Source organism: Lysinibacillus sp. BSL11 (assembly GCF_052928325.1).
In genome coordinates this window covers 40829-53421 of sequence record NZ_JAVGCX010000013.1, presented here as the reverse complement: position 1 = coordinate 53421, position 12593 = coordinate 40829, and the positions used below count along the sequence as shown (strand labels likewise).

General features: G+C 36.0%; 13 protein-coding genes. 7 read left to right on the top strand and 6 right to left on the bottom strand.

Going from position 1 to position 12593, the window contains the following annotated elements:
- Window positions 1–196: 196 nt before the first annotated feature.
- A complete protein-coding gene (gene pdxR / locus RCJ95_RS16030) occupies window positions 197–1627 on the top strand; it encodes a MocR-like pyridoxine biosynthesis transcription factor PdxR (protein WP_257522158.1) in 1431 nt (476 codons plus the stop codon).
- A gap of 643 nt (window positions 1628–2270) precedes the next feature.
- On the opposite strand, the gene RCJ95_RS16025 is transcribed toward pdxR, so the two are convergent.
- The 3 genes from RCJ95_RS16025 to RCJ95_RS16015 form a co-directional block, all read right to left on the bottom strand.
- Window positions 2271–2882, bottom strand: coding sequence for a hypothetical protein (locus RCJ95_RS16025; RefSeq protein ID WP_446722477.1), 612 nt, complete (start codon window positions 2880–2882; stop codon window positions 2271–2273).
- 200 nt (window positions 2883–3082) lie between these two features.
- Window positions 3083–3715, bottom strand: coding sequence for a hypothetical protein (locus RCJ95_RS16020; protein WP_004229970.1), 633 nt, complete (start codon window positions 3713–3715; stop codon window positions 3083–3085).
- A gap of 249 nt (window positions 3716–3964) precedes the next feature.
- Window positions 3965–4210 carry a hypothetical protein gene (locus RCJ95_RS16015; protein WP_446722476.1) on the bottom strand — a complete coding sequence of 82 codons (246 nt, stop codon included), beginning with the start codon at window positions 4208–4210 and terminating at the stop codon, window positions 3965–3967.
- A gap of 300 nt (window positions 4211–4510) precedes the next feature.
- Here RCJ95_RS16015 and RCJ95_RS16010 point away from each other — a divergent pair, with 300 nt between their 5' ends.
- The 4 genes from RCJ95_RS16010 to RCJ95_RS15995 all read left to right on the top strand — a co-directional run bounded on the left by RCJ95_RS16010 (window position 4511) and on the right by RCJ95_RS15995 (window position 8245).
- Window positions 4511–4693, top strand: a complete 183-nt coding sequence (locus RCJ95_RS16010) for a hypothetical protein (RefSeq protein ID WP_221681964.1) — start codon at window positions 4511–4513, stop codon at window positions 4691–4693.
- On the top strand, window positions 4645–6174 hold the full coding sequence (locus RCJ95_RS16005; RefSeq protein ID WP_257522163.1) for a DHA2 family efflux MFS transporter permease subunit: 1530 nt from the start codon (window positions 4645–4647) through the stop codon (window positions 6172–6174). Before RCJ95_RS16010 ends, RCJ95_RS16005 begins: the two co-directional genes overlap by 49 nt.
- Window positions 6175–6338: 164 nt before the next feature.
- The gene (locus tag RCJ95_RS16000; protein ID WP_257522164.1) at window positions 6339–6950 is read left to right on the top strand and encodes a TetR/AcrR family transcriptional regulator; all 612 of its coding nucleotides are present in this window, start codon (window positions 6339–6341) and stop codon (window positions 6948–6950) included.
- Between the two features lie 5 nt (window positions 6951–6955).
- Window positions 6956–8245 carry an MFS transporter gene (locus RCJ95_RS15995; protein WP_446722475.1) on the top strand — a complete coding sequence of 430 codons (1290 nt, stop codon included), beginning with the start codon at window positions 6956–6958 and terminating at the stop codon, window positions 8243–8245.
- A gap of 186 nt (window positions 8246–8431) precedes the next feature.
- Here the strand turns inward: RCJ95_RS15995 and RCJ95_RS15990 are convergent, their stop codons facing one another.
- Window positions 8432–9340, bottom strand: a complete 909-nt coding sequence (locus tag RCJ95_RS15990) for a C40 family peptidase (protein ID WP_257522166.1) — start codon at window positions 9338–9340, stop codon at window positions 8432–8434.
- Between the two features lie 578 nt (window positions 9341–9918).
- On the opposite strand from RCJ95_RS15990, the gene RCJ95_RS15985 reads away from it, so the two are divergent.
- The gene (locus RCJ95_RS15985) at window positions 9919–10527 is read left to right on the top strand and encodes a DUF4304 domain-containing protein (RefSeq protein ID WP_221681938.1); all 609 of its coding nucleotides are present in this window, start codon (window positions 9919–9921) and stop codon (window positions 10525–10527) included.
- Between the two features lie 47 nt (window positions 10528–10574).
- On the opposite strand, the gene RCJ95_RS15980 is transcribed toward RCJ95_RS15985, so the two are convergent.
- On the bottom strand, window positions 10575–11177 hold the full coding sequence (locus RCJ95_RS15980; protein ID WP_274773333.1) for a YczE/YyaS/YitT family protein: 603 nt from the start codon (window positions 11175–11177) through the stop codon (window positions 10575–10577).
- A gap of 126 nt (window positions 11178–11303) precedes the next feature.
- On the opposite strand from RCJ95_RS15980, the gene RCJ95_RS15975 reads away from it, so the two are divergent.
- Window positions 11304–11843: a GNAT family N-acetyltransferase gene (locus RCJ95_RS15975; RefSeq protein ID WP_446722474.1), complete on the top strand. Its 540-nt coding sequence runs from the start codon at window positions 11304–11306 to the stop codon at window positions 11841–11843.
- A 24-nt stretch (window positions 11844–11867) separates the two neighbouring features.
- On the opposite strand, the gene RCJ95_RS15970 is transcribed toward RCJ95_RS15975, so the two are convergent.
- Window positions 11868–12485, bottom strand: coding sequence for an FMN-binding negative transcriptional regulator (locus RCJ95_RS15970; RefSeq protein ID WP_274773337.1), 618 nt, complete (start codon window positions 12483–12485; stop codon window positions 11868–11870).
- Window positions 12486–12593: the final 108 nt, after the last annotated feature.

Genomic DNA, 12593 nt, shown 5'->3' with positions numbered 1-12593 from the left:
TTTCAGTATAATTTTATAGAGGGAAATGCGCATCAAGTAAGGGCTTTCATCAATTAGAATGGTTTGAAATTGAAAGTGGATGGTGAAAGTAATAAGGAAATGGATGGTTAGCTTCAAATATTGTTATAGTATGATTGTCTTTTTAGCTTATTTACTAGAGCTAAGAAAGGATAAGGCATAACCGAGGTGAATAAACATGGATTGGAAACCTGATCGAACAGTAAAAAAAGCGATTTATAAGCAGCTCGCAGAATACATTGAGAAGGGTATTGCAGATGGAACATTCCCGCCCGATAAACCCTTACCATCTGAGCGCTATTTAGCAAACGCTTTGAGTGTAAACAGAAGTACGGTAGTGAGTGCATACGATGAATTGGAAGCAATGGGGCTGATTGAACGGAATCGTGGAAGTGGCACAACCATTAGTAAAGACATCTGGGGCATCACGAGGAAACGGATTCCTAGCTGGAATCGCTATATTGAGGCAGGTTCCTTTTTACCGAACCTTCCTGTTACCCAAAAAATTAGAAAAGAGGCTATTGAGCATAAATTAATTAATCTAGCTACTGGCGAATTATCAGAGGATCTTTTTCCAAAAAGCGCCTTGAGAGAGATTACCGCAACGCGTTCATTTATCGGTAGTCTTGGGTATGATCATCCTTTAGGGAGTGACATATTACGGACAACCCTTACACGGCATATTAAAAACAGCAGGGGAATTGAGACAAAGCCGTCCTCCATACTGATTACATCAGGAGCACAGCAAGCCCTACATTTGATTGTCCAATGCCTGTTAAAGCCTGGAGATGCAGTCGCCATAGAAGATCCTTCTTACAACTTTAATCTGCCTATCTTTAAAACAGCAGGCTTACAAATCCATTATCTTCCTGTCAACAAGGATGGCATTAAACCGGATGATTTGCAAGTATTATATAAAAAACATCGAATTAAAATGATTTTTCTAAATCCTGATTTTCATAATCCAACAGGGTCTTCCTTAGATTTGAAGAAAAGAGAAGCTATTCTAGACATATCCTCTAAACTAGGTATACCAGTAGTAGAAGATGACCCCTATAGCCTAACAGCTTTTTCGGGGGATAAAATGCCTACGCTTAAATCGCTCGATAAGAACGGGAATGTTTTATATATTAGCTCTTTGTCCAAAATTGTTGCCTCAGGCTTACGAATCGGATGGATTGTTGGTCCTACATCTGTAATTGAACGACTATCCGATGCCAAGCAACAAATTGACTTTGGGCATTCTAGTTTCACACAATGGATCGCCAATGATTTTTTAGAGTCCCCTAATTTTAATTTGCATATTAAGCATTTAGTGAAGGAATTAGAAACACGACGAGATAGCATTGTACAGAGCCTCGATATGTATTTAAAGGACATAGTGACGTTTTCCATTCCACAAGGTGGGATTCATTTATGGTGTCATGTTCTCAAGGGATATAACGAAACGCAATTACTTGAGGAATCCATTAAGCGAGGCGTCATTTATGTTCCTGGATCTACGATGGGCTCCAAAAAGGGTTTTGTACGCTTCACTTACGCCAGAGAGGATGTTCATTCAATCAATGAGGGGATTAAAAGGTTTGCACAAGCTCTAAATAGCTTCTAGTAATTTTGTAAATTATAGCCAAGTGGATGGCTGAGAAAGTGCTTAAGTGGATGGTTTAAATTCGTTAGAAAGTATTTAAGATAGAGTCATGGATAACAACTATCCATCAAGGCTAACTACTATCATGGCAGTGTGGATGGATTCACAATTATTCACACAAGTAATGAAATCTGTAAATTGGGAAGGTGATAGAGAAACCTTGACTGCTATGCCGAGGACGTTAGGGAAGAGGTAGATCGCTAATGCTAGTAGGTGAATGCTTCACAGAGGTTATTGGAAAAAATCGCTAGAGCCCACTTTTAATAAAGAGGTTATAACATTCACAACACCGATTGTTAAAGTTGTCTGAAAGCTTTACCTGTTCGACCAATTTCATTTTTAGCTTTAGCTGCTGATGAAAAAAACCAAGGCAGTCACTACTTATTATATTTTAAGGCCAACGAGAATATAGAAAGGATATAGGTACTCCTTATATATTCAATTAAAACTAGTTAAAAGCATCACTTAGCCACCTAGCTCTGCAATACCGTCAGCTCGCTAGGTGGCTGGCTGCTTTTATAGAAAGATTGAGAAAACAGTTAAGTAATAATATCTGATTATAAAAGTTTTGTGATCACTCAGTTAGTGGTGATGATATACAATATTATTTTTTAGTTACTATATTAATGCCTGCACTTGCAGTACCTATTACATTAACTGGTAGATTCACTGTTATTGAAGGAATATAAAAAACTATTAATAAACAATCACCTATCGATATAGGTAAGGGTGAAATATTACCTGATGCGAAAGCTATTTTTCCTAAGGTTACAATCGGTAATGTTATGGGGGGAGTCAAATCAATAAAGGCACTTGTACCAGTGAAAATATTACTTCCAACGGGTGCATGAAAAATTTGAGCACGGATTGTAACAGTTCCTTCTACTAAAGGTAATGATCCTAATGGAGAAAATGACGCTGAGATAGCTGTAATGTTACCATTACAAGGAACTGTTAAGGCTTCACTTGTGTTTCCATCTATGTTAATGACATTATTTATAATAGAAACGGTATTTGCAGTACCGAACCCTATGCTACTTGCGAGTCCAACTAGAGCTTGAATATGTGATGTTGAATTTCCGCTTGAGAATGCAATTATAGTGCTGTCAGTGGTAGAAGAAGGGTTTAAACAGTTGGTTTCTGTAGCCACAAATGGTCCTGATTGATCGCATGCTCTAAATGTTGACAAACTACTATTATATCGACAATTATCCATACAAGAACTTATCCCCTTTCTATTTATAATATGTAGTAAAGAGTATTAGGCATGAACAATAACCTTATGTATGGGTATTTAATGTGAGTAAAAACACTTTCAAATGGTTCACAAATGAACTACATATAATATAGATAAGGAAGATCACTTTGAGCGACAAGTGATCCTTCTTTTTTATACGTCCATAAGGAATACAGGTTTTAGTCATCGCATGTATATTTAAATTCCGGATTAGTCTGAATAAAATATCCACTTCTAACTTGCCCTGCCCAATTCTGTAGTGCTTCTTTCCACGCTACACTTTCAAAAAACTCATCTACTGTTGTTGTTTCAGAAAACCAAATTAATGGTGTGAAGGGTGCAAGTGGTCCCGCATCACCCCAAATCCCCCCAGCTTTAATCGTACTTTGTTTCACAAGAAGCAAGGGGAGCCCGTGTTGAAAAGACATCGAAGGTTCTATTTGCATGAAAGGTGAATAGGGTTCTAATTGATCCGTACGACGTGTTGGCTTTAAAAGGGCAGCTATAGTTCCGTAACTAGAGTTTACAATTCTACGTACATTTTCTAAAGTGGTGTTAGGATACTGGTCTGTATTGGGTAGTGTTCTAGGGAAAAGAAGAACCTCTTTTATTTCATTAAACATACGAATAATGAATCGCTGCTCTTGTGATAATGGTGGTTGCGATGGCCCCAGAGTAAATAGGTTCTGATGGCTAAAAAAAATAGGTATACGGAAAAAAGCACTCGCTGCTTCATTGAAATCATCAACAGCTTTATAAAACTGATCTATTTCATTATTAGTAGCATTTTTTCTAGTTTTATTCTCACTCAATTTTTTATCACCTCCTCACGATAACTTATTCATAAGTTGGAAGGGAGGTTTGTGTTTACATACAAAGTTCACTATTCATTTTTATATTCATGAATCATTTTAAATAGATATTTATTTCTAGGATTATATATTTTTTATGAAAAAATAAAATGAAACTAATTATTCGTCTGTTCAACATTTTTGTTTCAGAAAAATCTTTACCTGCACATTTAGGGTTCTTATGAATAATAATGAAAGATGACTGAGCACCTATTTTTCCATGCTGTAAACACCACAGAATAAAAGTGCACTTTTTAACTGTTTCTTATCAACAAAAGTTTGAATATCCATTGATTTTGCTAGTGCTTCATTAGTTATTATCGCCTTTATTCGACTGGCAATTTGAGTACCTGCTGAATCACCGTCAATAAATAATTGATTTGAGACATTGGCCTGTAAATATTTGAGCGCCTGGTTAGCTTGTATAATTGGTCCTAGATATTGCGGTGGAAACATTAGTGTTTCGCGTAGTCACTGCTACTTACAAGAAGTCACCCCTACCATTTACGAATTAACAAGGGAAGGATTATTTATAAAAATAACGACAACAAAAAAGTCGCATTCCAAGAGTTCAGGAATCGACTTTTTGTGAAAAAATTATGTAAAATACATTGAAATGTGAATAGTCTTGTGATAAATTTATAGAGATAGACACTGTATAATTATTACACAGCGCATTATCCCTATTTTAATTATACAATACAATCTATTGTGTCGTCAACAATTTTAATTTTAATTTTTTGAGGGGTGGTTGCGATGAAATTAACAGGGGCAAAACAGCAGATTGGGGGAACAAACAACGAAGAAGCTCCATTCTTTGAGACAATCAAATGGCTTCCTAAACATGTGAATGAAATTGAAAAAGATAAAGAAAGTAGGACTGATACTATATGTCAGAGAAAACCATTTCAGTTGAGACAAAAGCGCCATATGGCATGATTGCCATTTTATTTATCGGGGCCTTTGTTGCTATTTTAAATGAGACCTTACTCAACATTGCACTACCAGCCATTATGGACGAATTCGATGTGAAAGCCACTGCAGTACAATGGCTTTCAACAGGCTATATGCTAATTAACGGTATTTTAATTCCTGCCAGCGCGTTCTTCATTCAACGATTTACGGATAAAAAATTATTTATTACAGCGATGGCTCTGTTTACATTAGGTACATTTCTAGCTAGTATTGCACCTGCATTTGGTGTGTTATTAGCAGCACGTATGATACAAGCTGCAGGCTCAGCGATCATGATGCCTTTATTAATGAATGTTATGCTGACAGCATTCCCTGTAGAAAAACGAGGAGCTGCAATGGGGATGTTCGGTCTTGTGATGATTACAGCTCCAGCGATCGGCCCGACGCTTTCTGGTTGGATAATCGAGCATTATAGCTGGAGAATGTTATTTGACCTTGTGCTACCAATTGCCATTTTAACTTTAATTTTTGCAGCCTTTAAATTAAAGGATGTAACACCACAACGTGCGATTAAGCTCGATGTGATTTCTCTTATTCTATCAAGCATTGGTTTTGGCGGCTTGCTTTATGGCTTTAGTTCCGCAGGTGAAAAAGGATGGGATCATATCCTTGTATATGGAACTATTATTATTGGGACGATTGCATTAATTACCTTTACCCTTCGTCAGCTACGAATGGATGAGCCCATGCTTGAGTTTCGTATTTTCAAATATCCAATGTTTGCCTTATCCTCAGCCATCTCCATCGTTATTTCGGTAGCGATGTTCTCGGCGATGATTTTAATGCCTATTTACGTACAGACCATTCGTGGTATTTCACCAATGGATTCAGGTCTGCTCATGCTACCTGGTGCCATTGTGATGGGAATTATGTCGCCGATTACAGGGAAGCTCTTTGATAAATACGGGGCAAGAAGCTTGGCTGTATTTGGCTTAATCATTACCATTGTAACGACGTATTACTTCAGTAAAATTAGCATGGATACAGCTTATTCTACATTGGTGCTGCTGTATACATTACGTATGTTTGGGATGTCTATGGTAATGATGCCTGTGATGACAAACGGTTTAAATCAGCTACCAGCACACAATAATCCACACGGTACAGCTATGAACAACACATTACAGCAGGTTTCTGGTGCGATTGGTTCTGCGGTGCTGATTACGATTATGAACAATAAAACAACTGCCAAGGCAGAGGAATTGACTGCAGGTGCGATGAACAATATGAGTGCCAATGCAGCACAGGCTACGACACAATCTGCCAGCGAAGTAAAACAGCAAATCTTAAACGAAGCCATGCTGCATGGCATCAATTATACGTTCTTCCTTTCCACATTGATTGCGGCCATCGCACTCATACTTGCCTTCTTTATAAAGCGAGTTAAGCCTAACGATGATAATCTCACAGGTGGGGAAGTTGCTGGAAAACAGGTAGAGGAATAATGAAAAGATAAAAAAACAGGCGTTGCTTATGCTGAGCAACGTCTGTTTTTAATACAAAGAACTTTAAGAATATGAAAATAAATCCAAAAATTAAATTGACATAGGAAACAACTTACAATACAATTTGATTGATTCATCAATCATTTTTTTGAAGGAGTTTTGAAATGGAATCTAAACTTACTATTAATGAAAAAAAGAAAATAAAACGATCCACTATTCTAAACGCTGCAATCAAATTATACAGCGAAAATGGTTTTGCAGAGACAAAGGTGGCAGAAATAGCAAAAGAAGCAGGTGTTAGTTTTGGAACAGTATTTACATATTTTGAATCGAAAGAAGCACTTTATGAAGCAGCGATTTTAGAACCATTGGAGGAAATTAAAACATATTTTATCGAGATAGAAAAACACTTTAAAGGCGAGCCTCTTGATATTGTGAGAAAAATGATAGATTGCCATGTACAACTTTTTTCAATGAAAAGTGAATTTCTACGATTAATTCAGCAGGTTCTAGCAAGACCTGATCGATATCCAAAACTCTTTAATGAATTAAACGATTTCGTCAACGGTTTTATTGTTAGTATTCATCCTGTTATAGAAGCAGGACAAAAGCAAGGTTATTTTTATGAAGAAAATACATCCTTAATTGCCGAGTCATACCTATCCATCTTAAATGGAATGCGTTTAACGTTTATCGATGAGTATACAAATTTGATGTGGAAAGATATAACGAGACAGGCTTTGAGGTTATTCGGTCCTATCACTAAAAAGGGGTGAGTAGTATGAAACTAAAGGATATCCATCCTAATGTCAAACTTCGTCTAGCAATGCAATTTATAGGCAGCCTTATGTCCATGGCTGTTATACCTTTTTTAGCAATCTATTTTTCTCAAAAAATAGGAGCTACTCAAACAGGAATTATACTTATCATCATTGTGATAAGTGGTGTCATTGGTGGTTTAATCGGCGGTCACATTTCAGACAGAATAGGTCGAAAAAAAATAATGATTTATGCTGAAATAGGTTTATTACTTTCGTATCTGTTTATCACTCTTTGTAATTCACCTTGGTTCGATTCACCATATCTTTCTGCTGGCTTCTTTATTATTAATATGTTTTGGGGAGGCATGTTTCAGCCCGCAGCACAAGCTATGATTATTGATGTAACTAATTCTGAATCCAGAAAACTTGTTTTTACAATTAGCTATTGGTTAGGGAATTTAGCAACTGCTATTGGCGGAATCATTGGCGCATTTCTCTTCAAAAATTACTTATTTGAATTATTTATCGGAATATCATTTATCTCTTTGCTATCTGTATTAATGACCATTTTTTTAATTACGGAAACCTACATACCCGAAGAACCTGCTAAACCATCAAATCAAAAACAAAATTGGGCATTAAAAGAAATGTTCTATAGTTTTTCTACCGTTTTAAAAGATAAATTGTTTATGTTTTACATTATAGGAGGGGTCTTAATCCTTTCATTGGAACAGTCTTTAACAAACTATATTGGCATTCGTCTCGAAAAAGAAATACCTCATCAACTATCTACATTCTTCAATATAGATTTCATGCTTGATGGCACAAAGATGTTAGGCTTTCTACGCACAGAGAACACCATTCTTGTGGTTCTCTTATCCAGTGTTATATTATTCGCCTTTAAAAAATGGCGTGATCGCTGGACGCTAGTTACAGGCATGCTGATCTTTTCGATATGCTTTAGTATTTTTGCTTTTACAAATAATGTGTTAATTCTTTTCATCGCTATGTTTATTGGAACAATCGGTGAACTGATGTATGTTCCGATAAAGCAGGCAATGCTAGGCGAAATTGCACCACCCAACGCTCGGAGTACCTATATGGCTTTTAATAGCATGACCCTCTATGGAGCAATGGTAGTTTCTTCACTGCTAATCATCATAGGGGAGTGGGTTCCACCTATTTATATGGGAGGCTTACTTCTTCTACTAGGATTAACTGGTACATTTTTGTACTATATAGTTACAAAAACACTAGATTTGAGAGTCAGTGAGAAAAATGAAAGTCAAGTACCTGTTTCTCAACTTTAATTTCGATTGAATAATTTGAGAAAACTTATTTACAGAGTCCAAAATAATTTATATGAAAATCCTAGTTGATTAGTCAGTACAATTCGTACTGGCTTTTCTATATGGTAGTGGGGGAGTATAAAATGCCATTTCCTAGTAAGAATAAAAAAGGCATTTCATCCATAGATGAAATACCTATTCTAGTAGTTATTGAGCTAATCGTTGGATAAAGGCTTCTAATTGGATCAATGTGACATTGTCGTTCACTCCGAATGTGCCGTCACCTTTACCTACGGTTACTTTATTCGAAGCAAGGATCGCTACATAATTATTTGCCCAATGTGAGCCTGGAACATCAATAAATTGTTCAGCTGTTCCTTGCTGTGTTAAATGAAATGCTTCCACTAAGACTTTAGATAGTTGCCCACGTGTCATTGGAGAACCAGGATTGAATTTTCCATTATCATCACCCGTAAAAACGCCAATTTTTTTAAGTGCCTCTGCAGCACCTGCATATTTCGATGATGGCTTAATATCTGGGAAACTTGAATTCGTATTACTCGTATCTAAATGTAATTTATTGGCTAATCGAAGAGCTACCTCTCCACGCGATGCATAAATGCTAAAGTCAATTTCCGCATCTTTTACTTCTCCATAATCAGAGAAGTTGGCAATACGTTTTGCCCCTACATAACGTGAACCCCAATAGTATGGGTCATTCACTGTATCTACCTTAACCCCAGAACTCGTAGTAGCTGAGATAAAATTATTGTCACCTATGTATATACCAACGTGTGAAACACCGCTTCCAGAAGTATTAAAAAATACGAGATCACCCGTTTTTAAATTGTCTTTTGAAATTGAAGTACCTTGCTGGTATTGAGCTTTAGATGTACGTTCTAATGAAATGCCTAGCTTAGAAAAAACTAATTGTGTATATGCTGAGCAATCCACACCTGTCTTAATATCCGTTCCTCCATATTTATAAGGAGCTCCAATATATGCTTTGGCTGTATTTGTTATATCTGCTATTGTTGCCGCTTTCGCATCATGAATACCCATACCTGTAAAGAACATAAACGATGCGAAAATGGGTAGTAACCATTTTTTCTTCAAATCAATCTTACTCCTTTCAAAAAGCTTTCGCCTTTGAACTAAAGTAAGAATAGCATGAAATAGGGTAGAGTTATTTTTCAATAATATTACCGATTACCCCTAAACACCAAAATTGAAACCTTAATTTTAATTGTGTAAAACTTTTGCAATAATAATGGACAATTTTACTAAAAATATATGAAATTAATGGTTCTATAGGGACATAAGTGTTAATTTAAATGTTTTATCCAATTGAAAAACCGATATTTTAATAGTAACTTTCCAGCTATTTAAATCATTATTAAGTGTTTCTCACGTTATGGCACTAAGGATGGTGGTAGAAAATTCTATTTATCAACGTATCTTCCATTTTGTCTCTTTAAGGAATTTATACAGCCTTAGACATGTGGACATGCGCTGCTTTTTATGTAGCTCCAGTATCTTCAAAATCATTTATTGCTAAATAGGAATGGTTAGCCTTAATGTATGTCTTTTTGATCAATGGATACGTTAAACTATAATAAAAATAATAAAGAAACATACGAGAGTGATAGAGATATTAAAATCGAATGAATACTAAACGAGAAGGAGGCACTCCATTGCAGCAAATTTTTAATGAATTAATAAAACAGGACATCAAGCCATTTCTAATCAAGCTAGGCTACAAAAAGAAAGGATTGAACTTCTATCAAACAACTGAAAATCTTATCTATCTCATCAATTTTCAAAAATCCTCTGGTAATACAGCCGACACTCTGATGTTTTATGTGAATTGTGGGATATATGCAGCTGAGCTGGCACAGCTACAATCAAGAGAGTGTGTGACAGCACCCAAAGAAGCAGAATGCCACTTTCGAGCAAGGATTAGCTCCATTGTCGAAGATGCACCTGATCGATTTTCCATCACAGCCACTACAAATTTGGACGAATTAACCAACATATTGCTGCTGGGGTTAGAGGAGGTTCATAATTTCTATGAAACGATGACTTCCGCAAGATCCATTGTTGATTATTATATAGCAGGGCCATTTTTGCACTTGGGCGAAGAAAGTTTTCATTTGTTATTACAAGCCAATGATGTAACAACAGCAAAGCTCTACTACAATGCATTGCAGAAAAAGCATGGAACCGAACAGAGGTGGTCCATTTTCAAAAATAAATACCAAGCCATTTTCAATCAATACGGTGTGGAACTTGGGGAAAATTAGGCATCAAAACCAGAACTCATTCTTGAACGAGTATCTGGTTTTATATTTTAGGAGTTGTTCAGTATATTATCTAGTATTCTTCCAGTTATCGGCATAAAAAAATGGAGGATATAACCACCTAAGCAAACTGTTAATAATGTACCGACACCGATGGGGCCATTAAAAATGATAGCTAATATTAAAAATAAAATATAAATAAGGGTTCTTGAGAAGAAAACCGTTTTTCTTGTTAATTCTTTGATGATCAAAGTAAGTCGATCTACAGGAATTGGTGCAAAATTTGTATGTAAATAAGTTGCCGTTCCTAACCCCACTATAACTAATCCAGTAGTAAAACAGACAGCTTGGCTAAACAAAATATCTGGTGATACTACATCGTGTAATAAAAATAACCATATATCAATCCCTATGCCAGTGATCAATGCGGTGATCAACCCTAAAATTTCAGGCCTTTTTCTAGCTAATAGGGAATTACTACCTATTAATAGGAGAGCTAAGAGGATTTCCCAACTACCTACAGTTAGCCCCACATTTTTAGATAATCCTACTAGAAGCGCATCGAAAGGTGATGTACCGAGTTTAGATTGAATCGTGAGCGAAATACCTAGCGTTAAAATTAAAATGCCCACTACATAAAAGACATATTTCAACTAAAAGACCCCCTTCTACTATTATTATTGCAAATACAACAAAATTGCGTTAAATTGACTATATACTCTTTTTGTTGCATTTGCAATATAAATTCTAGGAAGAGTTACGACAAAGGAGTGGAATCAATGTCTGTTAAATTAGAGAAGTGTGAGCACGCAGATTTAAAACAGCTTCAAGCAATAAGTATTGAAACATTTAATGAAACATTTAAAGATCAGAACTCCCCCGAAAATATGAAGGCTTATTTAGAGCGTGCCTTTCATGAGCAACAGCTAGAGAAGGAATTGGCCAATTTGGATTCAGCGTTCTATTTTATCTATTATGAGGAAGAAATAGCTGGTTATTTAAAAGTAAATGTCAATGAAGCACAATCGGAACTAATGGGGGATGAGTCATTAGAGGTGGAGAGAATTTATGTTCGACATCAATATCAAGGAAAAGGGCTTGGCAAATACCTTATGAATAAAGCAATAGAGGAGGCTGTAGCTCAAAACAAAAAAAGCATTTGGCTAGGGGTTTGGGAGAAAAATGACAGTGCCATCGGTTTTTATCAGAAAATAGGCTTTGTCCAAACAGGCGCCCATTCTTTTTATATGGGTGACGAAGAACAAATTGATCTTATCATGACGAAAACACTAGCCAAAATGTTATGGCAGAAACGTTGATTCACAACATTTCTGCCTGCTATTTTAATGGCTTCTATTTTTCTTCATCGCCTCAGCCACCGCATCAGCATGTGGATTATCCTCTTTATAAAGTTCCTTTATTATATTGGCGTAATCACTAGCATTTCGATTTTGACTTAATTTATAGGCTGCCTGCACTTCTTCCACCTTTATTTTAAACCCCTTTATTCCTTTCATTTCTTGCTGCAAAAGCTCAGGAGATAGTTTATCCCACAACACAGGATTTTCACGGAATGACTCATATTTTTCAAGTAAGCTAGTCAAATCTTGTTCTAAAGCTATTCCTTCAATCAGACTTGCCTTTCCATATACATGGACAGCTTGATAATTCCAGGTTGGCACATTTTCATGCTCATACCAAGAGGAAGAGATATAGGCATGTGGACCATTAAATATCACGAGAATGTCTTGTACTTCCTCAAAGGTCTTCCATAAAGGGTTACCATAGGCTAAGTGACCAGTCAAATAATAGTCATTCTCGATTTTTTTCAGCAACACGGGTATATGAGCTGCAATTGGCTTACCTTTTCTTATTGAAACGATTGTTGCGAAGGAATTATGTTGAATAAATTCTTTGATTTCTTCTAAATCCGATACTTTGTAATACTTAGGAACATACATGGAAATCTCTCCTTATACATAAAATCATCGCGAGTTTTTTGAATAAAAAAATAATTATGCAGGGATGTCTTTACATTTTCTACTCAACAATGTAGATTTTATTATAAT